The organism is Streptomyces sp. AcH 505, assembly GCF_000818175.1.
Classification (GTDB): Bacteria; Actinomycetota; Actinomycetes; order Streptomycetales; family Streptomycetaceae; genus Streptomyces.
Genome location: NZ_JTIY01000001.1, coordinates 1,590,756 through 1,611,352, shown reverse-complemented (window position 1 = coordinate 1,611,352; position 20,597 = coordinate 1,590,756). Strand labels below are relative to the sequence as shown.

Sequence of the window (20,597 nt, the reverse complement as noted above, 5' to 3'; positions counted from 1 at the left end):
GTGACGGAACTGAGAGTGACGGAAAGGAGGATGGCGGTGTCTGACGAGTCTTCGCAGGGGGGGACCCCGAGCGCCCCCCGGAATCCTGTGGCCGGCTTCGGCGTGACCTTCAAGGCCATGTTCAAGAAGCGGCTGACGGAGCAGTATCCCGAGCAGCAGAAGGTGACAGCGCCGCGCTTCCACGGCCGTCACCAGCTCAACCGGCATCCGGACGGCCTGGAGAAGTGCATCGGCTGTGAGCTGTGCGCCTGGGCGTGCCCGGCGGACGCGATCTATGTGGAGGGCGCTGACAACACCGAGGAGGAGCGCTACTCCCCGGGCGAGCGGTACGGCCGCGTCTACCAGATCAACTACGCGCGCTGCATTCTCTGCGGGCTGTGCATCGAGGCGTGCCCCACCCGGGCGCTCACGATGACCAACGAGTTCGAGCTGGCCGACAGTTCGCGCGAGAACCTGATCTACACCAAGGAGCAGCTGCTCTCGGGTCTTGAGGAGGGCATGGTCGAGTCGCCGCACTCGATCTTCCCGGGCACCGACGAGCAGGACTACTACCGGGGTCTGGTGACGGAGGCCGCGCCCGACACGGTCCGTCAGGTCGCCGTGAGCAAGGGCGAGTCGGCTTCCGGTGAGGAGGCCCGCTCATGAACGCCACCATCGCCGCTGCCGCCTCCACCACCTCGACCGGCGAGGCGGTCCAGTTCTGGATCCTCGGCATCGTCGCCGTGATCGGCGCGCTCTGTACGGTGCTGATGCGCAAGGCCGTGCACAGCGCGCTGTGCCTGGCGGGGACGATGATCATCCTCGCGGTCTTCTACATGGCCAACGGGGCCTATTTCCTCGGCATCGTGCAGATCGTCGTCTACACCGGCGCGATCATGATGCTGTTCCTCTTCGTCGTGATGCTGGTCGGCGTGACAGCGGCCGACTCGCTGACCGAGACCATCAAGGGCCAGCGCGTGTGGGCCGTGGTCTGCGGGCTCGGCTTCGGCATCCTGCTGATCGTCGGCATCGCCAACGCCTCGCTGAAGACCTGGGCGGGCACCGGCGGCGCGAACGCCGGCGGGAACGTGCAGGGGCTGGCCCGGCTGATCTTCACCAAGTACGTCTTCGCTTTCGAGATCACCGGCGCGCTGCTGATCACCGCGGCCGTCGGCGCGATGGTGCTCACGCACAAGGAGCGCACCGAACGGGCCAAGACCCAGCGGGAGATGTCCGAGGACCGCATCCGCAGCAAGCAGCTCCCGCCGCTGCCGGCGCCTGGTGTCTACGCCCGGCACAACGCGGTGGACATCGCCGGGCTGCTGCCCGACGGCACACCGTCCGAGCTGACCGTCAACAAGACACTCAGGGGCCGCGGCCAGATCCGCGACGTGTCCAACGAGGCCATCGCCGACCTGAAGGCGCTGGAGCAGCGCTCGAAGGAGCGGCTCGGCCGTGACAACCACGACGAGGAGGAGGTCACGCGATGAGTCCGGTCTACTACCTCTATCTCGCGTCCCTGTTGTTCACCATCGGTGCGGCGGGTGTGCTGATCCGGCGGAACGCGATCGTGGTGTTCATGTGCGTGGAGCTGATGCTCAACGCCTGCAACCTCGCGTTCGTCGCGTTCTCCCGGCTGCACGGCAATCTGGACGGCCAGATCATCGCCTTCTTCACGATGGTCGTCGCCGCCGCGGAGGTCGTGGTCGGGCTCGCGATCATCGTGTCGCTGTTCCGTTCCCGCCACTCGGCCTCGGTCGACGACGCCAGCCTGATGAAGCTCTGAGGGGTCGCTGAATCGTGGAGAACTTGATTGCGCTGCTCGTCGCGGCGCCCCTGCTCGGAGCTGCCGTCCTGCTGGTCGGCGGCCGCCGGTTCGACCGTCTTGGCCACTGGCTCGGTACGGTGCTGGCAGCCGCCTCCTTCGTGATCGGCGCCGTGCTGTTCACGGACATGCTCGGCAAGAACGCGGACGACCGGGCCCTGCACCAGCACCTGTTCAGCTGGATCCCGGTCGACGGCTTCCAGGCGGACGTCGGCTTCCAGCTCGACCAGCTGTCGATGACGTTCGTGCTGCTGATCACGGGTGTGGGCACCCTGATCCACATCTACTCCGTCGGGTACATGGAGCACGACGAGCGGCGCCGCCGCTTCTTCGGCTATCTGAACCTGTTCCTCGCGGCGATGCTGATCCTCGTCCTCGCGGACAACTTCCTGCTGCTGTACGTCGGCTGGGAGGGCGTCGGTCTCGCCTCGTACCTGCTGATCGGTTTCTGGCAGCACAAGCCCAGCGCGGCCACGGCGGCCAAGAAGGCGTTCCTGGTCAACAGGGTCGGCGACATGGGCCTGTCGATCGCGATCATGCTGATGTTCACCACCTTCGGCACCTTCGCCTTCGGCCCGGTCTTCGCCGCCGCCGACAACGCGACCGAGGGCAAGCTGACGGCGATCGGCCTGATGCTGCTGCTGGCCGCCTGCGGCAAGTCGGCCCAGGTGCCGCTGCAGTCCTGGCTCGGTGACGCGATGGAGGGCCCGACCCCGGTCTCGGCCCTGATCCACGCGGCGACGATGGTGACGGCGGGCGTCTACCTGATCACCCGCTCCGGAGTCATCTTCAACGCGGCCCCGAACGCCCAGGTGGTGGTCGTGGTCGTCGGCGCCGTGACGCTCCTCTTCGGTGCGATCGTCGGTTGCGCGAAGGACGACATCAAGAAGGCCCTCGCGGGTTCGACGATGTCGCAGATCGGCTACATGATCCTGGCGGCCGGGCTCGGCCCGATCGGCTATGTCTTCGCGATCATGCACCTGGTGACGCACGGCTTCTTCAAGGCCGGTCTCTTCCTCGGCGCCGGATCGGTCATGCACGGCATGAACGACGAGGTCGACATGAGGAAGTACGGGGGCCTGTGGCGCAAGATGCCGATCACCTTCGTCACCTTCGGCCTCGGCTATCTGGCGATCATCGGCTTCCCCGGACTCTCCGGCTTCTTCTCCAAGGACAAGATCATCGAGGCGGCCTTCGCCAAGGGTGGCACCGAGGGCTGGATCCTCGGCGCCGTCACCCTGCTGGGCGCCGGGGTCACCGCCTTCTACATGACGCGCGTGATGCTGATGACGTTCTTCGGCGAGAAGCGCTGGCAGCCCGACGCCGAAGGCCATGAGCCGCATCCGCACGAGTCGCCGAAGTCCATGACGGTCCCCATGATCGTCCTGGCGGTCGGCTCGGTCGGCGCCGGTGCCTTCTTCTCCGTCGGCAGCCGGTTCCTGCACTGGCTGGAGCCCGTCACCGGGCACAGCGAGGGCGACTCCCCGGTCAGCGCGGCCGCCGTCACCACGGCGACGCTCGTGCTGCTGGTCGTCGGCGCCGGTATCGCCTGGCTGATGTACGGGCGCAGGCCCGTACCGGCGCTCGCGCCGCGCGGCTCGCTCGTCACCCGCGCCGCCCGCCGCGATCTCCTCCAGGACGACTTCAACCATGTGGTCCTGGTCCGCGGCGGCGAGCACCTCACCCGCTCGCTGGTGTACGTCGACCACACGCTGGTCGACGGGGTGGTCAACGGCACCGCGGCGTCGTTCGGCGGGCTCTCCGGCCGGCTGCGCAAGCTGCAGAACGGCTACGCCCGCTCCTATGCGGTCTCGATGTTCGGAGGTACGGCAGTGATCATCGCCGCGACCCTGCTGATGAGGGCGGTGTGACGGACATGTCGTTCCCCTTTCTCACGGTGACGGCCGCGCTTCCCGCGGTCGGCGCCATCGCCACGGCAGCCGTCCCGGCCGCCCGGCGCACCGCGGCCAAGTGGCTGGCGCTGCTCTTCTCGCTCGCCACGCTCGCCCTGGCGGCCGTCGTGCTCGTCCGGTTCGAGCCGGGCGGCGACCGCTACCAGCTGGTCGAGTCGCACGCCTGGATCAAGGACTTCGGCGTCCGGTACGAACTGGGCGTGGACGGCATCGGGGTGGCGCTCATGGCGCTCACCGCGCTGCTGATCCCGTTCGTGATACTGGCCGGCTGGCATGACGCCGACCCGCTGGAGGACGCGGCGCCCAACCGCCGCTGGCGACCCACCCAGGGCTTCTTCGCGCTGATCCTGATGGTCGAGGCGATGGTGATCCTCTCCTTCGAGGCCACCGACGTCTTCCTCTTCTACATCCTCTTCGAAGCGATGCTCATCCCGATGTACTTCCTCATCGGGGGCTTCGGCGACCGGGCGCACGCGGGCGGGGACGAGGCGGCGGCGACCCAGCGGTCGTACGCGGCAGTGAAGTTCCTCCTCTACAACCTGGTCGGCGGGCTGCTCATGCTGGCCGCCGTCATCGGCGTCTACGTCGTCGCCGGTACGTTCTCGCTCTCCGAGATCGTCGAGGCGCGGGCCAACGGCAGTCTGTCCATGGCGACCAGCACCGAGCGCTGGCTGTTCCTCGGCTTCTTCTTCGCCTTCGCCGTGAAGGCGCCGCTGTGGCCGCTGCACACCTGGCTGCCCAACGCCATGGGGGAGTCGACGGCGCCCGTCGCCGTCCTGATCACCGCCGTGGTCGACAAGGTCGGCACGTTCGCGATGCTGCGCTACTGCCTGGGGCTGTTCCCCGAGGCGTCCAAGTGGGCGACCCCGGTGATCCTGGTGCTCGCGCTGATCAGCATCGTCTACGGCGCGCTGCTCGCCGTCGGCCAGCGGGACATCAAGCGGCTGATCGCCTACGCCTCGATCTCGCACTTCGGCTTCATCATCATGGGCATCTTCGCGATGACCAGTCAGGGCCAGTCGGGCGCCACGCTCTACATGGTCAACCACGGGATCTCGACGGCCGCGCTGATGCTGGTGGCCGGCTTCCTGATCTCGCGGCGCGGCTCGCGGCTCATCGCGGACTACGGGGGGGTGCAGAAGGTCGCCCCGGTCCTGGCCGGCACCTTCCTGATCGGCGGTCTCGCCACCCTCTCGCTGCCGGGGCTCTCCCCGTTCGTCAGTGAATTCCTGGTCCTGGTCGGCACGTTCAGCAGGTATCCGGTGATCGGCATCATCGCCACCATCGGCATCGTGCTCGCCGCGCTCTACGTGCTCGTGCTCTACCAGCGCACGATGACGGGCCCGGTGAAGGCGTCGGTCCAGGGCATGGCGGACCTGAAGATCCGCGAACTCGTCGTGGTGACCCCGCTGATCGCCCTGCTGCTCTTCCTGGGCGTCTACCCGAAGCCGCTGACCGAGATCATCAACCCGGCGGTGAACCACACCATGTCCGACGTTCACAAGACCGATCCCAAGCCCGAGGTGGAGGCCGCTCCGTGAGTGCGACAGCTGTCCACAGCCTGTGGACAACGACGGCGGCCGACTCGATCGACAAGATCCCGGCCCCGACCATTGAGTACACGCAGCTGACCCCGGTGCTCATCGTCCTGGGCGCCGCGCTGGTGGGCATCCTCTTCGAGGCGTTCCTGCCGCGGAAGGCGCGCTACTACGCGCAGGTCTTCCTCACCGTGGTCGCCCTGGCGGCCGCCTTCGCCGCCGTGGTCGCGCTCGCGGCCGGCCATTACGGCACGACGAAGGCGCACATCGCGGCCATGGGCGCCATCGCCGTGGACGGCCCGGCGCTGTTCCTGCAGGGCACGATCCTGCTGACGGCCATCGCCGCCGTGTTCACCTTCGCCGAGCGCAAGCTCGACCCCGAGGCGCACGGCAACCGCACCGACTCCTTCGTCGCCCAGGCCGCCTCGACCCCGGGCAGCGACAGCGAGAAGGCCGCGGTCAAGGCCGGGTTCACCACCACCGAGGTGTTCCCGCTGGTCCTGTTCGCCGTGGCCGGCATGCTGGTCTTCCCCGCGGCCAACGACCTGCTGACGCTCTTCGTCGCGCTGGAGGTCTTCTCCCTCCCGCTGTACCTGCTCTGCGCCCTCGCCCGCCGCAAGCGGCTGATGTCGCAGGAAGCGGCCGTCAAGTACTTCCTGCTGGGCGCCTTCTCCTCGGCGTTCCTGCTGTTCGGCATCGCCCTGCTGTACGGGTACGCGGGCTCCGTCTCGTACTCCCGCATCGCGGAGGTCGTGGACGGCACGGTCACCAACGTCGACCCGGCGCTGGCGAGCACGATGGGCAACGACGCGCTGCTGCTCATCGGCGGCGCGATGATCCTGATGGGGCTGCTCTTCAAGGTCGGCGCCGTCCCGTTCCACATGTGGACCCCGGACGTCTACCAGGGCGCCCCGACGCCGGTCACCGGCTTCATGGCCGCCGCGACCAAGGTGGCCGCCTTCGGCGCGCTGCTGCGGCTGCTCTACGTGGTCCTGCCGGGGCTGCGCTGGGACTGGCGCCCGGTCATGTGGGCCATCGCCATCGTCACGATGCTGGGCGGTGCGATCGTCGCCATCACCCAGACCGACATCAAGCGGCTGCTGGCGTACTCCTCGATCGCGCACGCCGGCTTCATCCTGGCCGGTGTGATCGCCTCGACGCCCGACGGTGTCTCGTCGGTCCTCTTCTACCTCGGCGCGTACTCGTTCGTGACGGTCGGCGCTTTCGCCGTCGTGACGCTCGTGCGGGACGCGGGGGGCGAGGCGACGCATCTGTCGAAGTGGGCCGGGCTCGGCAGACGTTCACCCCTGGTGGCCGCGGTCTTCGCCGTCTTCCTGCTGGCCTTCGCCGGTATCCCGCTGACCTCCGGGTTCTCGGGGAAGTTCGCGGTGTTCAAGGCGGCGGCCGACGGCGGGGCCTCCGGCCTCGTCGTGGTCGGTGTGATCTCCTCGGCGATCGCCGCGTTCTTCTACATCCGGGTCATCGTGGTGATGTTCTTCAGCGAGCCGAAGGCCGACGGCCCGACGGTCGCCGTTCCCTCACCGCTGACGATGACGACGATCGCGTTCGGCGTCGCCGTCACGGTCGTGCTGGGCATCGCCCCGCAGTACTTCCTGGATCTGGCCGGCCAGGCGGGGACGTTCGTGCGGTAGCGCCGCACAGCGCGCCTCGCGGCGCGTACGTCGAAGGCCCGGCGCCCCCTGGAATTCGCCCTGGGGGGGGCCGGGCCTTCGTCATGTCCGTACAGGGGTGTCCGGACGAACGGGGGCGCTCAGACGATCCGTCCGGTCACCTCGCCCAGACCCACCCGTGTCCCGTCGGGTCCCGGCGCCCAGGCCGTGATCGTGACCTCGTCGCCGTCCTCCAGGAACGCGCGCCTGCCGCCGGGCAGTTCGAGCGGCTCACTGCCGTTCCAGGTCAGCTCCAGCAGCGAGCCGCGCTGCGCACGGCCGCTGCCGCTGACCGTGCCCGAGGCGAAGACGTCGCCGGTGCGCAGCGAGGCGCCGTTGACCGTCATATGGGCCAACTGCTGCGCCGCCGTCCAGTACATGGCGGAGAACGGCGGCTCGGAGATCAGCTGCCCGTTGAGCGCCACGGACATCCGCAGGTCGAAGCCGCCCGGCTCCTCCTCGTCCGTGTCGTCGAGATACGGCAGCAGCGGCTCCGTACGGGGCGCGGGCGCCACCCGGGCCGCGTCCAGGGCCTCCAGCGGCGTCACCCACGCGGAGACGGAGGTGGCGAAGGACTTCCCGAGGAACGGGCCGAGCGGTACGTACTCCCACGCCTGGATGTCGCGCGCCGACCAGTCGTTGAGGAGCGAGAGCCCGAAGACATGGTCGCGGAAGGAGGCGAGATCGACCGGGCCGCCCTGCTCGGACGGCACGCCGACGACGAAGGCGACCTCCGCCTCGATGTCCAGCTTCACGGAGGGCCCGAAGACCGGCGCCGGGTCGGCGGGCGCCTTGCGCTGGCCCGAGGGCCGCTTCACGTCGGTGCCCGAGACGACGACCGTGCCGGCCCTGCCGTGGTAACCGATCGGCAGGTGCTTCCAGTTGACCGGCAGCGCGAGCCCGTCCGGGCGGAAGATCTTGCCGACGTTGGTGGCGTGCTCCTCGCTGGCGTAGAAGTCGACGTAGTCGGCGACCTCGTACGGCAGGTGCAGCGTCACCGAGCCGAGCGGGTGCAGCAGCGGCTCTATGTCGGGGCGGTGCGCGGGGACCGTCACCCACGCGGTGAGGGCCCTGCGGACGTCGCGCCAGGCCGTACGCCCGGCCGCCATCAGCGGGTTGAGGCTGGGCCTCGCGAGCAGCGCGGCGTACGGGGAGCCCAGGGCCTGAGCGGCGGCTCCCGCGTCGAGCACCGCATCGCCGATACGGACCCCGACCCGGCGGTGACCCGGGTCGTCGGGGGTGGAGAACACGCCGTACGGCAGATTGTGCGGGCCGAAGGGATCGCCTTCGGCAGGTTCGAGCGGGCTGTGCTCGGGCATGGTGCCGCCTCGCTTCCTGTCGATGCAGGACACGTTACGTGTCCGCCGACGGCCGGCGGCAGCGAAATACGTGCCCGTAATGACCGGAAAGTGGCGGCTGCTGCGGCGCTGCCCGTTCGGTCAGCCCGCGGTGCGCGGGACGCGTTTCTCCCAGGTGCGGTGGAAGACGATCTCGTCACCGTCGCGGCAGATCACCTCGTCCGACGTGATGAAGTCGTCGGCGTCGCAGCTGATCTCGGAGTGCGTCTCGACCAGCGCGTCCCAGCCGATGTCGGGCCGGTGCAGCCGTACCGTCCACTCGGACTCGGCATGCGCGGACAGCGGGTCGCTCTCCTGGATCGTGTACGTCTCCAGCGCCTCCTCGGTGAGCTCCAGGCCGTCGGGGTAGACCCGGGTGCCGCCGGGGCGCGGGTCCGTCTCCAGCCGCCAGGTGCCCTGGGCCACGTCCCTGATCACCAGCCGTTCCGGGCGCTGTTCGTCGAGCGTGACCGGACGCACGACGCCGAGCGGCTCGGCCTGCTCGGCCGGTTCGAAGCTGACCGGGTCCTGCGGTGCGGGCCTGCGTACGGGCAGGTGGAGCGAGGAGCCCACCGGATCGAGGGTGAAGCCCGCCGAGTTCGCCTGCGGCCAGATCCACGGCCAGTACGCGGACGAGACGGCGAGCCGGATGCGGTGGCCCGGCGGGAAGGTGTGGCCGATGCCACCCAGTTCGAAGGTGACGTCCTCGGTGGCGCCCTCCGGCCACGGCTCGACCCGGTCCCTGCCGTGCCTGGCGGAGAGGTTGAGGGCGCCCCGGGTGACCAGGGTGGACGAGCCGTCCGGCGCCACGTCGCAGAGCCGGGCGACGGCCTGGCCCGCCGGGGCGTCCATCCGCAGCCGCAGCGTCACGCGCGGCCTGCCCAGCACCTCGATGGAGCCGCCGGTGACGGGGAACTCGAAGCAGGCCGACTTGGCGTCCTCGTCGCGTTGGTCCGGCGGCAGGTCGGCGTCGTTGCCCGAAGGGGCGAAGCGCCCGGCGTCCAGGCCCGTCTGGTGCGGGGAGTCCACCACGACGGGCTCGCCCTGGAAGGCGTACGGCACCGGCACGACGTTCGGCGACGGCCAGCTCGTCTCGGCGGCCCAGTACCCCGGCAGCTCGGGGTAGAGCGTCGCCGGCGGGTGCGAGGCGCTGATCCAGGTGCGCAGCAGCGGCTCGGCCATGACCCCGTTGTCGACGCCCTTCAGATGGTGGTCCCACCAGCGCAGCGTCTCCTGGAGGAAGCCGATCGCCGGCCCCGGCGGCAGCCCCTGGTCCGGGTACTGGTGCGACCAGGGTCCGATGATGCCCCGTACCCGGTCCTGGTCGAGGTGTTCGACCAGCCGCAGCACGGTGTCCCGGTACGGGTCGTGCCAGCCGCCGACGGCGAGCACGGCCGCCTCGACGGCGCCGTAGTCCTCGCAGACGCTGCCGTGCTTCCAGTAGCTGTCCCTGGTCTGGTGGGCCAGCCAGGTGTGGACGCCCGGCTCGACGGCTTCGAGGCGTTTGAGCCACATCTCCCGCCAGTCGTCGCCCGCCCCGGCCGGGTCCGGCGGCCGGCAGACGAAGGCCAGCGTCGTCGCCGCCCAGGCGTGCATGTCGACGGCGAGGACCGAGCCGCCCAGGTAGTGGACGTCGTTGTCGTAGCGGTCGTCGGACGAGCAGACCGTGACGACGGCCTTCAGCGGCTCGGGCGCGAGGGCGGCGAGCTGGAGCGAGTTGAAGCCGCCCCAGGAGATCCCGAACATGCCGACCCGTCCGGTGCACCAGTCCTGGGCGGCGAGCCAGTTGACGACCGCGACCCCGTCGGCCAGCTCCGTCGCGTCGTACTCGTCGCCCGGCATCCCCTCACTGTTGCCGTGCCCGCGTACGTCGACGCGTACGGACGCGTAGCCGTGGCCCGCGTACCAGGGGTGCCGCTGCCGGTCGACCGGCGCCGTCCAGTCGCTCAGCCGGCAGGGCAGGTACTCCAGCAGCGCGGGCACGGGCCGCTCGGTGACCGGACGCCAGATCCGCGCGTACAGCCGTGTGCCGTCGGGCAGCGGGACACGCACGTCCTCGTGGACCGTGTCGTACGGGAAGTCGGTGCGGATCGTGGGGGACATACCGCTCACCTTCCTGGAGCGGCGCACAAAGCGCGCGGCGGCCTCGGCGGGGTCCGGCTGCGTCAGGAGTTCTCCTGGGCGGCCGGAGAGGGCATGATCGTCGCGTGGGGGCGGCTTTTCTCCGTACCCTTCGGTGTCGGCCGTGGCTTCGGACAAAAGAGCTACTTCGCGTCGTACGACTGATCACGAGCATCCGGGGGGCGCCGGGAAGCCGCCCATGGTGATCGAAAGGCGACCGGATACGCTGACTTGAGTGAAGACACCGACACATCGACATTTCGTTTGATCGTCAGCAGACAGGAGTACCCCTCGTGACCGTCGTCGGGCCGTTCGGGCTGAGCGTGCGGGACCAGGCTCTTGAGGCCGATGTCCAGACCGGATTGTCGGCCGTCGAGGCGGGGCTGCTCGATGCCACCAAGAGCGAGGTGCCCTTCATCACCGAGGCGGCCCAGCACCTGGTGCGGGCCGGCGGCAAACGATTCCGGCCGTTGCTGGTGATGCTCGCCGCGCAGTTCGGCGACCCCTACGCGCCGGGTGTCGTGCCGTCAGCCGTCGTCGTCGAGCTGACCCACCTCGCGACGCTGTACCACGACGACGTGATGGACGAGGCCGACGTGCGGCGCGGCGTGGACAGCGCCAACACCCGCTGGGGCAACTCCGTCGCCGTGCTGACCGGCGACTTCCTCTTCGCCCGCGCCTCGCACATCCTCGCCGACCTCGGCCCCGAGGCCGTCCGGATCCAGGCCGAGGCGTTCGAGCGGCTGGTCACCGGACAGATCCTGGAGACGGCGGGACCGCGCGACGGGCGCGACCCGGTCGGCCACTACCTGGACGTGCTCTCGGGCAAGACCGGCGCGCTGTTCGCCGTCTCCGGGCGGTTCGGCGCGCTGATGTCGGGCGCCGACGAGACCGTGGTCGACATCCTCACCCAGTACGGCGAACGGCTCGGTGTCGCCTTCCAGCTCGCCGACGACGTCCTCGACATCGCCAGCGACAGCCACGAGTCCGGCAAGACCCCGGGCACGGACCTGCGCGAGGGCATCCCGACGCTGCCCGTCCTGCTGCTGCGCGCCGAGGCCGAGAAGCACGGCAGGCCCGCCGACCTGGAGCTGGTCCGGCTGCTCGACGGCGATCTGTCGGACGACGCGGGCCTCGCAGAGGCGCTGCGCAGGCTGCGTGCCCACCCCGCCCTGGAACAGGCGCGCCGGGACACCGTCCGGTACGCGGAGGCGGCCCGCGGCGCGCTCGCCCCGCTGCCCGAGGGGTACGCCAAGTCGGCGCTCGTCGAGCTGTGCGACGTGGTCGTCCACCGCGCAGGCTGACGACCTGTCGGGCCGGCTGACGCTCCGTCGGGCCGGCCGGCGGCCGGCTTCGCCCGGTCGGCGGAATCCTGTGATCCGCCTCACTCTCCCGGTGGATTCCTTGGCAGCGTCCCGCACCCCGTCCCCTACTGGACGGGGGCCCCGTCATGTCCCTGTCTCATCCCAGCGGGGTACGGGAAGTTGCGCCTGCGGTCTGACGCTTCACCGTGGCCGATTTGGTCAGATGAACAACAGCACTCCTGACCAATTCGGGTGAGAATGGCGGCGGGGAGTGGACGAGTGCAGTGCACGGAAGGCCGCCGACCACGGAGGTAGGGCAACACATGGCACCGAACGACAGCGCACAGACCACCGACGAGGCCGGAGCCTTCGTCTCGCACCGCCGGAGCAAGACGGTGCGGTACGTGGTTCCGGTCGCGGTCGCCGGCGTGGCTGCCGCGACCATCGGACTGGTCCCGGCTCTCGCGGCCAACGGCAGTCCGGATCTGCCGAAGATCACCGCTCAGGAACTCATCGAGAAGATCGCCGCATCCGACACCCAGCAGCTCTCGGGCTCGGTGAAGATCACCACGGATCTGGGTCTGCCGTCACTGGCCGGCCTCGGTGGTGCGGCGGGCGGGGCGTTGGCCCCCAGGGGCGGCGGTGACGACGCCAAGGGCTCGTCGGCCGACCCGAGCACCAAGGCACTGGAGCTCAGCTCCGGCACCCACACCCTGCGGGTCGCCGCCGACGGCCCCGACAAGCAGCGCGTCTCGATCCTGGAGAACGCCGCCGAGTACAGCCTGATCCACAACGGCGACCAGGTGTGGGGCTACGACAGCGCGACCAACCAGGCGTTCCACGCCACCCGGCAGGCGCCGAAGGGCGACGCCCCCAAGGGCAAGGCGCCGCAGCTGCCGAAGGGCACCGAGCTGCCGACGACGCCGAAGGAGTTCGCCGAGCAGGCGCTCAAGGCGTCGGCCGGCACGACGTCGGTCAGTGTCGGGGACACGGCGCAGATCGCGGGGCGCGACGCGTACACGCTGGTCATCAAGCCCAAGCAGGCCGGTTCCACGGTCGATTCGGTGAGGGTCGCCGTCGATGCGAAGACCGGCACCCCGCTCAAGTTCACGCTCGCCCCGAGCGGCGGCGGCAAGGCCGTCCTCGACGTCGGCTTCACGAAGGTCGACTTCGGCAAGCCTGCCGCTTCGACGTTCGACTTCAAGGCGCCGAAGGGCGCGAAGGTGACGGAGAGCGGTCCGCGCAAGGACCAGCCGAAGCCGGCCGTGCCCGGGGTCCCCTCGGGCGGTGGCGTGAAGGTCATCGGCAAGGGCTGGACGTCGATCGCCGAGCTGAAGCTGCCGGCGGGCGAGGGCGCTCCGGCGGCGGGCTCGAAGGACCTGCCCAAGGAAGCCCAGGGCTTCCTGGACTCGCTGGGCGACAAGGTGTCGGGCAAGTTCGGTTCCGGCACCGTGTTCCACACCCGCGTCGTCAACGCGCTGATGACGGAAGACGGCAGGGTCTACGTCGGAGCGGTGACGAAGGACGCGCTGGTCAAGGCGGCCGACAGCGCCAAGTAGCAGGACAGTGGCGCCGCCCCGCCGTAGTGGTCCTACGGCGGGGCGGAACGCTGAGCGGCCCGCGTCCGTTCCTGAATCGGCACCCTGCGCGGGACCCGGCACCCCACCCCGCGTCCGCCGACCGACAGAACGGGGGAGCGAGATGGCATCCGTCATCGAGACGAGCGGGCTCACCAAGCGCTACCGCGGCGGCCAGCTCGCCGTCGACCACCTCGACCTGGCGGTCCCCGCGGGCAGCGTCTTCGGCTTCCTCGGCCCCAACGGCTCGGGCAAGACCACCACCATCCGGATGCTGCTCGGCCTGATCGAGCCGACAGCGGGCTCGGCGACGCTGCTCGGCCGCCCCATGCCGCGCGCCGCCCGCGGCGTCCTGCCGCAGGTGGGCGCGCTGATCGAGGGGCCGGCCCCGTACGGCTTCCTGAGCGGCCGCGACAATCTCGTACGGTACGACTCGGCCGACCCGACCGCCGACCCCCGCAGCCGGGGTGCCCGGGTCGACGCGGCGCTGGACCGGGTCGGGCTGACGGCCGCCGCGGCCAAGAAGGCCAAGGCGTACTCGCTGGGCATGAAGCAGCGGCTCGGTATCGCCGCCGCCCTGCTCCAGCCGCGCAGGCTGCTCGTCCTGGACGAACCGACGAACGGTCTCGACCCGCAGGGCATGCGCGAGATCAGGACATTGGTACGGGAGCTGGCTGCCGACAGCACGACCGTCTTCCTCTCCTCGCACCTGCTGGACGAGATCGAGCAGGTCTGCACGCACGCGGCCGTGATGGCGCAGGGCCGGCTGATCACCCAGGGCCCGGTGGCCGACCTCGCGGCAGGCACGCGCGGCCGGCTCGTCGTGAGTACGCCCGACCCCGCCGACGCGGCGCGGCTGCTCAAGGAGCAGGGCGTCACGGATGTCTCGGTGACGGACGACCGGGTGACCGGCGAACTGCCCACGGCCGATGTGGAGCTGGCGGACCTCAACGCCGCGCTCGTACGGGCCGGGGTGCGGGTCAGGTCGTTCGGCGTCGAACGGGCCTCGCTCGAGGACGCCTTCATGGCGCTGACCGGGGAGGGCTTCGATGTCGCGGGCTGAGACGGTCGGTACGGACGTGTCCGGAGCGGACGTGGCTGACAAGGACGTACCTGCCGCGCGTCCTGCGGGCGGTGCGCCCCGGCTGCGCTGGACCCTGGGGCTGTTCCGCTCCGAGCTGACCACGACCTTCCGGCGCTGGCGCACGCTCGCGCTGCTGGCGGTGCTGGGCGCCGTACCGGTCCTCATCGGGATCGCCGTGAAGATCCAGACGGACGACGGCGGCACGGCGGGCGGCGGTGGTGACGGGCCCGCCTTCCTCACCCAGATCACCAACAACGGGCTGTTCCTGGTCTTCGCCGCGCTCGCGGTGACCCTGCCGGTCTTCCTGCCCATGACGATCGGGGTGGTGGCGGGTGACTCGATCGCGGGCGAGGCGAGCGCGGGCACCCTGCGCTACCTGCTGGTCGCCCCCGCGGGCCGCACCAGACTGCTGCTCGCCAAGTACGCCACGACGCTGACGTTCTGTCTGGTGGCGACCCTGATCGTGGCGGTCTCCGCCCTGGTGGTCGGGGCGCTGCTGTTCCCGCTGGGCGAGGTCACCACGATCTCGGGCACCCGGATCTCCTTCGGCGAAGGGCTGGCCCGCGCCCTGTTCATCGCCGTGCTGGTCACCGCCTCGCTGATCGGGCTCGCGGCGCTCGGCCTGTTCGTCTCGACCGTCACCAACAGCGGTATCGCGGCGATGGCCACGACGGTCGGCCTGGTCATCACCCTCCAGATCCTCGACACCATCCCGCAGCTGCACGGGATCCAGCCGTATCTCTTCTCGCACTACTGGCTGTCGTTCTCGGACGTGCTGCGCGAGCCGGTCTACTGGACCGACATCGGCAAGAACCTCGGCATCCAGGCGGTGTACGCGGCGGTCTTCGGCTCGGCGGCCTGGGCCCGCTTCACGACGAAGGACATCACGGCCTGAGGCCTGGCCGAGACCCTGGCCGGGCCGTGATGTCCTCGACGCGTCAACGCTCGCTCAGAAGGTGAGCCGCCAGCTGTTGATGTAGCCCGTGTCCTGCGCCGCGACATCCTGGACCCGCAGCTTCCAGACGCCGTTGGCGACCTCGCTCGACGCGTTCACCGTGTACGTGGTGGTGACGTTGTCCGCCGAGTCGCTGCTGCTGGAACTCTTCAGCCGGTAGGCGGTCCCGTCGGGTGCGACCAGGTCCACCACCAGGTCGCCCCGGAAGGTGTGCTTGATGTCGACGCCCACCTTGAGCGCGGAGGGCGCGTTGCCCGTACGGCCCGAGACGGTGACCGACGACGTGACGGCCGCACCGTTGTCCGGCACGGTGACGTCGGCCAGGTTCTCGAAGACGGTGCCCGAGGGGACGGTGCCGCCGGCCGAGAGCGTCCAGACCGCGTAGGCGATGGCGTCGCTGTTGCGGTCGAGCGCCGTGTCGTCCACGTTCGTCAGGGTGTCGCACGAGCGGTGGTAGCAGGCGTCGAAGGCCCGGCCCGTCGTACCGCCCCACTTCTGCGTCTGCGCCGCCGTCTTGATGTAGTCGGCGCCGCTGAACAGGCCGCCGACCGGGACGCCCGCGTTCTTGAACGGCGAGTGGTCGGAGCGGCCGTCCCCCTCGGTCTCGATCTCCGTCGCTATGCCGAGACCCGCGTAGTAGTCCTTGAAGGTCTGCTCGATGACGGGGTCGTCGTCGTAGACGAAATAGCCCGGGTTGGGCGAGCCGATCATGTCGAAGTTCAGATAGCCGCTGATCTTCGTCCGGTCGGCGGCGGCGAGATGGCTGACGTAGTACTGCGACCCGACGAGCCCCAGCTCCTCGGCGCCCCACCAGGCGAATCTCAGATGTTTTGTGGGCTGGAGCTGCGCCCGGGAGACGGCGAGCGCGGTCTCCAGCACGGCGGCGGAGCCGGAACCGTTGTCGTTGATGCCGGGTCCCGCGGCCACGGAGTCGAGGTGTGACCCGGCCATGACAACCTGATTCGTGTCGCCGCCCGGCCAGTCGGCTATCAGGTTGTAGCCGGTGGCGCCGCCCGAGGTGAACTGCTGGACGGACGTGGTGAATCCGGCCGCGTTCAGCTTGCCCTGCACGTAGGTGACGGAGGCCTGGTAACCGGCGCGGCCATGGGCGCGGTTGCCGCCGTTGGCGGTGGCGATCGACTGGAACTGGGAGAGGTGCGCCTTGACGTTGGCCAGGGGTATGTCGGGGGCGGCCAGTACGACGGGGGCGGGTGCCGCGACGGGGGCGGCGGAGGCTGCGGGGACGGTGAAGGCGAGCAGCCCGGCGAGGGCTGCCGCCGCTGCCACGGCGCTGTTGCGCACGGAACGCTTCATGTGGGGGCTCCGGATTCCGAACGGGGGATGGGAACGGAACGTGCGAGGCGCCCCACACCGTTTGCGGCGTGAGGCGCTGGAGTTGGTGCTGCGCTGTGCGTGAGCTGTGAGCGGGTTGTGCGTGCTGAATGGTCGATGACGGCCCCCGCGACCGTCAAGAGCGCAAACCGGTCACGCCTGTTCGCTCAACGGACATACGGTCAGTTCGCCGACGTCACGGGCGTCACGGGCGATGCGGGCGAGTCCGCGGCCGATGTGACGGCTTTCAGCGCGTCGAGCGACTCCCGCATCAGCTCCGTCAGACCGCGCTCGTTGGTCTCGTCGACCCAGCGTTCGAAGGCGATCTTGAAGACGGCGACGCACGCCTCCGCCGCCAGGCTCGCCTCCGGTTCGGCGAGGCCGCGTGCGCGGTAGGTGTCGGCGAGCGCCCTGGACAGCCGGGCGAGCTTGATCAGCTCGCGTTCCTGGAGTTCCGCGTTGGCGGCGACGATCGCCTGGCGCTGCTGGGAGAACGGCCGGTGGTCCTGGAACCGCGCACCGGCCGCTTCGAGCGCCTCGGTCATCGCCTCGACGGGCGTCGCGGTGTCCGGTGCGCCCGCGAGCGTGCTGACGAACAGGTCCTGCAGCTCTCCGGCGCCCGCGAACAGCACCTCGCGCTTGTCGGCGAAGTACCGGAAGAACGTCCGCTCCGTGAGACCGGCCCGCTTGGCGATCTCGGCCACGGTGGTCTGCTCGAATCCGCGCTCGCTGTAGAGCTCCATCGCGGCTTCCCCGAGCCGCTTGCTCGCGTTGGGCTCCCATCGACTCATGTGTTGATCCTACGCGATGGCAGTCACTGACATCGGGTGTTACGGTTGATGACAGCGACTGACATCGGTGGTCCTGGCGTGAGCCTCACGGCAGGGCGGCCGAGCTACCTGGAGGTTTCCCATGCGTGTTTTCGTCACCGGCGCGTCCGGCTGGATCGGTTCCGCCGTCGTACCCGAACTCATCGGCGCCGGCCATCAGGTCGTCGGGCTCGCCCGCTCGGACGCCTCGGCCGACGCTCTCGCCGCCGCCGGCGCCGAGGTGCGCCGCGGCACCATCGACGATCTCGACGTCCTGCGCGACGGAGCCGCCGCTTCCGACGGCGTGATCCACCTCGCGTTCAAGCACGACATCGCCTTCACCGGCGACTTCAAGGGCGCCACCGACGCGGACCGCGCCGCCATCGAGACGTTCGGCGACGCGCTGGAGGGTTCCGACAAGCCCTTCGTCATCGCCGGCGGGCTCCTCGGTCTCGCACCCGGCCGGGTGGCGACCGAACGGGACGAGCCGGTCGTCGACTCGTCCCCCACGTCGGGCCGTTCGGCCAACGCGCAGCTCACCCGGGGTCTCGCCGCACGGGGCGTCCGCTCGTCCGTCGTACGGCTGTCCCCGACGGTGCACGGCGAGGGCGACAACGGCTTCCTGCCGAGCCTGATCGGCATCGCGCGCGACAAGGGCGTCGCCGGTTACCTCGGCGACGGATCCAGCCGCTGGTCAGCGGTGCCGAGGCTCGACGCAGCGGTGCTCTTCCGGCTGGCGCTGGAGAAGGCCCCCGCCGGGTCCGCGCTGCACGGGGCGGCCGACGAGGGCGTGCGGATGCGCGACATCGCCGAGGTCATCGGCCGCCACCTCGACCTGCCGGTGGCCCAGGTCTCCGACGAGGACGCGGCCGGGCACTTCAGCTGGATGGCCGACTTCGTCGGGCTCGACAGCCCGGCGTCGAACGAGCTGACCCGGGAACTGCTCGGCTGGCAGCCGACGCGGCCCGGACTCATCGCCGACCTCGACAAGGGGCACTACTTCGCGGCCCCGACCGCGTAGTCAGGGCGTGGTGCGCGCCGGGGCGGCGGCTTCGGCCGCGGCCTCGGCCGCCCGCGTGTCGTAGGCGGCCCGCGCCGCCGCGATCTCCGACTGGTGCTCCTCGGTCCAGCTGACCAGCGCGCGGATGGTCGTGTGCAACGTCCCGCCGAGCGCCGTCAGCTCGTACTCCACCCGCGGCGGCACCACCGGGTGGACCGTCCGCTCGACCAGGCCGTCGCGCTCCAGCTGGCGCAGGGTGACGGTCAGCATGCGCTGGCTGATGCCGTCGATCTCCCGCCGCAGCTCGGTGAAGCGCAGCCTCCGGTGTTCGAGCAGTGCGATGACCAGCAGCGACCACTTGTCGGCCACCCGGTCCAGGATCTGCCGTACCTCGCAGTCCTCCCGGGCGTCCCACTGGAAGGGATCGGTGTCTCCGTAGCCGTCGGACTGGGCGGTGCTCGCGCAGTTACTCGGTGACTTCAAAGTGCCTTCTTCCATGACACGTCATGGTGCCGCAGGATTCCAGTGGTTACAAGAAGGAACCGACAGTCGGTCCGGTAACCGCCTTGCGAGGAGACCGCCATGCCGTCCGTGTCCGCAGCGCCGCCCGTCATGTCCGCACGCGCCTGGGCGCTGTTACTCGTCCTCTGCGGGACGATCTTCCTGGAGGGCATCGACATCGCGATGCTCGCCGTGGCGATCCCCTCGATCAGGTCCGACCTGGCCCTGACGACCGACACGGCCGCCTGGGTGATGAGCGGGTACGTGCTCGGCTACGCCGGGTTCACCCTGCTCGGCGGCCGTACCGCCGATCTGCTCGGCCGGCGCCGGACGTTCCTCGTCGCGCTGACGGTCTTCCTGCTCTTCTCGGGCCTCGGCGGCTTCGCGGGCGAGGGCTGGATGCTGGTCGTCGCCCGCTTCGCCACCGGTGTCGCCGCCGCCTTCATGACCCCGGCGGCGCTGTCGATCATCACCACCTCCTACGCGGAGGGACCGCAGCGCAACAAGGCCCTGCTGGTCTTCGCGGGCACGGGCGCCGGCGGGTTCTCGCTCGGCCTCGTCATCGGCGGGCTGTTGACCGAACTCGGCTGGCGCTGGGTCTTCTTCGCCCCGGTACTGCTGGCGGGCGCGCTGCTCGTCGCGGCCTTCCGCGTACTGCCACGCGAGGAGCCCCCGGCGCCCACGGGGGAGGAGACCGGGAAGCGCGGCTTCGATCTGCCCGGCGCCACCGCTGCGGCCGGGGCGATGCTGCTGCTGGCGTACGGGATCGTGCGGCTGGAGCACGGCACGGAGGACTGGCTCCGCACCGCCGGTGTCTTCGCCGCGGGGCTGCTGCTGCTCGGGCTCTTCGTCGTGATCGAGCGCCGCGCCGCCGCCCCGCTCGTACGGCTCGGGATCTTCCGCAGGGCGGCGATGGTCAGGGCCGATCTCGGGGCGCTGCTCTTCGTCGGCTCGTTCTTCGGCTTCCAGTTCGTCGTCACGCTCTACCTCCAGGAACTGCGCGGCTGGTCGTCCCTGGAGACCGCGCTCGCCCTGGTGATCATGGGCTGTGACGCGGTCCTCGCCCCGACCCTGACGCCGCGTCTGGTGAACCGCTTCGGCAACGCCCGGGTGATACTCGGCGGTTTCCTGCTCGGGATCGTCTCGTACGGGCTGTTCCTGCCGGTCGGCCTCGACTGGTCGTACGCGGCGATGTTCCCGACCCTGATCCTGACCGGGGTCGCGTTCGCGCTGGCGTACGGGCCGCTGACCATCGCGGCGACGGACGGGGTGGCGGCGGAGGAACAGGGCCTGGCGGGCGGGCTGCTGAACACCGCGATCCAGTTCGGCTCGGCGGTCGGTATCTCCGCCGTCGCCGCGGTGTACGGCATCGCCGTCAGCGGTACGGACGGCTCGGCCGAGGCGCGGACGGCCGCGTTCCGTACGGCGCTGACGGTGCCGCTCGTGATGGTGGTGCTGGGTGCGCTGATCACGCTGTCGGGGCTGCTCGGCCGGAAGCCCGGCGGGAAGTCCGGCCGGAAGCCCGGCGGGAAGCCCGGCCGGACAGCTGACGCGCTGCCTGCGGCGCGCAGCGCCGAACCGGTGCGGTGACGGCGGTCGGTCAGGGCGCCTGCGGGAGCCGGGGCGCCTCGGCCTGCCGGCCGTCCCGGTCG

General features: G+C 70.3%; 17 protein-coding genes. 12 read left to right on the top strand and 5 right to left on the bottom strand.

Annotated elements, in window-relative coordinates; translation table 11 throughout:
- Positions 1–30 precede the first annotated feature (30 nt).
- Genes nuoI through nuoN form a run of 6 tightly spaced genes read left to right on the top strand, consistent with a single transcriptional unit; the run spans position 31 to position 6,907 of the window.
- On the top strand, positions 31–645 hold the full coding sequence (nuoI, locus tag HY68_RS07460; protein WP_041985924.1) for an NADH-quinone oxidoreductase subunit NuoI: 615 nt from the start codon (positions 31–33) through the stop codon (positions 643–645).
- A complete protein-coding gene (locus HY68_RS07455) occupies positions 642–1,469 on the top strand; it encodes an NADH-quinone oxidoreductase subunit J (RefSeq protein WP_041985921.1) in 828 nt (275 codons plus the stop codon). Before nuoI ends, HY68_RS07455 begins: the two co-directional genes overlap by 4 nt.
- The gene (gene nuoK, locus HY68_RS07450; RefSeq protein WP_041985918.1) at positions 1,466–1,765 is read left to right on the top strand and encodes an NADH-quinone oxidoreductase subunit NuoK; all 300 of its coding nucleotides are present in this window, start codon (positions 1,466–1,468) and stop codon (positions 1,763–1,765) included. The genes HY68_RS07455 and nuoK overlap by 4 nt, the downstream gene beginning before the upstream one ends.
- Before the next feature lie 14 nt (positions 1,766–1,779).
- Complete coding sequence (gene nuoL / locus HY68_RS07445) at positions 1,780–3,675, top strand: NADH-quinone oxidoreductase subunit L (RefSeq protein WP_041985914.1); 1,896 nt, start codon at positions 1,780–1,782, stop codon at positions 3,673–3,675.
- 5 nt (positions 3,676–3,680) lie between these two features.
- Entirely contained in the window at positions 3,681–5,258 is a 1,578-nt protein-coding gene (locus HY68_RS07440) for an NADH-quinone oxidoreductase subunit M (protein WP_041995369.1), read from the top strand.
- Positions 5,255–6,907, top strand: a complete 1,653-nt coding sequence (gene nuoN / locus HY68_RS07435) for an NADH-quinone oxidoreductase subunit NuoN (RefSeq protein ID WP_041985911.1) — start codon at positions 5,255–5,257, stop codon at positions 6,905–6,907. The genes HY68_RS07440 and nuoN overlap by 4 nt, the downstream gene beginning before the upstream one ends.
- Positions 6,908–7,026: 119 nt before the next feature.
- Here nuoN and fahA read toward each other — a convergent pair whose 3' ends face one another.
- Together fahA and HY68_RS07425 are read right to left on the bottom strand one after the other, a co-directional pair.
- On the bottom strand, positions 7,027–8,244 hold the full coding sequence (fahA, locus tag HY68_RS07430) for a fumarylacetoacetase (protein WP_041985908.1): 1,218 nt from the start codon (positions 8,242–8,244) through the stop codon (positions 7,027–7,029).
- Positions 8,245–8,364: 120 nt separating this feature from the next.
- Positions 8,365–10,365 (bottom strand): CocE/NonD family hydrolase, encoded by a 2,001-nt coding sequence (locus HY68_RS07425; protein ID WP_041985905.1) that lies wholly within the window; start codon positions 10,363–10,365, stop codon positions 8,365–8,367.
- Positions 10,366–10,676: 311 nt separating this feature from the next.
- Between HY68_RS07425 and HY68_RS07420 the strand changes: the two genes are divergently transcribed.
- The 4 genes from HY68_RS07420 to HY68_RS07405 all read left to right on the top strand — a co-directional run bounded on the left by HY68_RS07420 (position 10,677) and on the right by HY68_RS07405 (position 15,243).
- The gene (locus HY68_RS07420; protein WP_041985903.1) at positions 10,677–11,687 is read left to right on the top strand and encodes a polyprenyl synthetase family protein; all 1,011 of its coding nucleotides are present in this window, start codon (positions 10,677–10,679) and stop codon (positions 11,685–11,687) included.
- Between the two features lie 323 nt (positions 11,688–12,010).
- Positions 12,011–13,246, top strand: a complete 1,236-nt coding sequence (locus HY68_RS07415) for an outer membrane lipoprotein carrier protein LolA (RefSeq protein WP_041985901.1) — start codon at positions 12,011–12,013, stop codon at positions 13,244–13,246.
- A 142-nt stretch (positions 13,247–13,388) separates the two neighbouring features.
- Positions 13,389–14,327, top strand: coding sequence for an ABC transporter ATP-binding protein (locus HY68_RS07410; RefSeq protein WP_041985897.1), 939 nt, complete (start codon positions 13,389–13,391; stop codon positions 14,325–14,327).
- The gene (locus HY68_RS07405) at positions 14,314–15,243 is read left to right on the top strand and encodes an ABC transporter permease (protein ID WP_078863471.1); all 930 of its coding nucleotides are present in this window, start codon (positions 14,314–14,316) and stop codon (positions 15,241–15,243) included. Before HY68_RS07410 ends, HY68_RS07405 begins: the two co-directional genes overlap by 14 nt.
- 54 nt (positions 15,244–15,297) lie before the next feature.
- Here HY68_RS07405 and HY68_RS07400 read toward each other — a convergent pair whose 3' ends face one another.
- Entirely contained in the window at positions 15,298–16,617 is a 1,320-nt protein-coding gene (locus HY68_RS07400; protein ID WP_041985894.1) for a M28 family peptidase, read from the bottom strand.
- 200 nt (positions 16,618–16,817) lie between these two features.
- Positions 16,818–17,426 carry a TetR family transcriptional regulator gene (locus HY68_RS07395; protein ID WP_041985891.1) on the bottom strand — a complete coding sequence of 203 codons (609 nt, stop codon included), beginning with the start codon at positions 17,424–17,426 and terminating at the stop codon, positions 16,818–16,820.
- Between the two features lie 121 nt (positions 17,427–17,547).
- On the opposite strand from HY68_RS07395, the gene HY68_RS07390 reads away from it, so the two are divergent.
- Entirely contained in the window at positions 17,548–18,465 is a 918-nt protein-coding gene (locus tag HY68_RS07390; RefSeq protein ID WP_041985888.1) for an SDR family oxidoreductase, read from the top strand.
- Here HY68_RS07390 and HY68_RS07385 read toward each other — a convergent pair whose 3' ends face one another.
- Positions 18,466–18,942 carry a helix-turn-helix domain-containing protein gene (locus HY68_RS07385; RefSeq protein ID WP_041985885.1) on the bottom strand — a complete coding sequence of 159 codons (477 nt, stop codon included), beginning with the start codon at positions 18,940–18,942 and terminating at the stop codon, positions 18,466–18,468.
- Between the two features lie 114 nt (positions 18,943–19,056).
- Between HY68_RS07385 and HY68_RS07380 the strand changes: the two genes are divergently transcribed.
- Positions 19,057–20,535, top strand: a complete 1,479-nt coding sequence (locus tag HY68_RS07380) for an MFS transporter (RefSeq protein WP_041995365.1) — start codon at positions 19,057–19,059, stop codon at positions 20,533–20,535.
- Positions 20,536–20,597: the final 62 nt, after the last annotated feature.

Excerpts from the sequence above, each read along its gene's own strand:
- nuoI (WP_041985924.1), top strand. The coding sequence starts at position 31 with ATGGCGGTGTCTGACGAGTCTTCGCAGGGGGGGACCCCGAGCGCCCCC.
- HY68_RS07455 (WP_041985921.1), top strand. The coding sequence starts at position 642 with ATGAACGCCACCATCGCCGCTGCCGCCTCCACCACCTCGACCGGCGAG.
- nuoK (WP_041985918.1), top strand. The coding sequence starts at position 1,466 with ATGAGTCCGGTCTACTACCTCTATCTCGCGTCCCTGTTGTTCACCATC.
- HY68_RS07440 (WP_041995369.1), top strand. The coding sequence starts at position 3,681 with ATGTCGTTCCCCTTTCTCACGGTGACGGCCGCGCTTCCCGCGGTCGGC.
- fahA (WP_041985908.1), bottom strand. The coding sequence starts at position 8,244 with ATGCCCGAGCACAGCCCGCTCGAACCTGCCGAAGGCGATCCCTTCGGC.
- HY68_RS07425 (WP_041985905.1), bottom strand. The coding sequence starts at position 10,365 with ATGTCCCCCACGATCCGCACCGACTTCCCGTACGACACGGTCCACGAG.
- HY68_RS07415 (WP_041985901.1), top strand. The coding sequence starts at position 12,011 with ATGGCACCGAACGACAGCGCACAGACCACCGACGAGGCCGGAGCCTTC.
- HY68_RS07410 (WP_041985897.1), top strand. The coding sequence starts at position 13,389 with ATGGCATCCGTCATCGAGACGAGCGGGCTCACCAAGCGCTACCGCGGC.
- HY68_RS07405 (WP_078863471.1), top strand. The coding sequence starts at position 14,314 with ATGTCGCGGGCTGAGACGGTCGGTACGGACGTGTCCGGAGCGGACGTG.
- HY68_RS07400 (WP_041985894.1), bottom strand. The coding sequence starts at position 16,617 with ATGAAGCGTTCCGTGCGCAACAGCGCCGTGGCAGCGGCGGCAGCCCTC.
- HY68_RS07395 (WP_041985891.1), bottom strand. The coding sequence starts at position 17,426 with ATGAGTCGATGGGAGCCCAACGCGAGCAAGCGGCTCGGGGAAGCCGCG.
- HY68_RS07390 (WP_041985888.1), top strand. The coding sequence starts at position 17,548 with ATGCGTGTTTTCGTCACCGGCGCGTCCGGCTGGATCGGTTCCGCCGTC.
- HY68_RS07385 (WP_041985885.1), bottom strand. The coding sequence starts at position 18,942 with ATGGAAGAAGGCACTTTGAAGTCACCGAGTAACTGCGCGAGCACCGCC.
- HY68_RS07380 (WP_041995365.1), top strand. The coding sequence starts at position 19,057 with ATGTCCGCACGCGCCTGGGCGCTGTTACTCGTCCTCTGCGGGACGATC.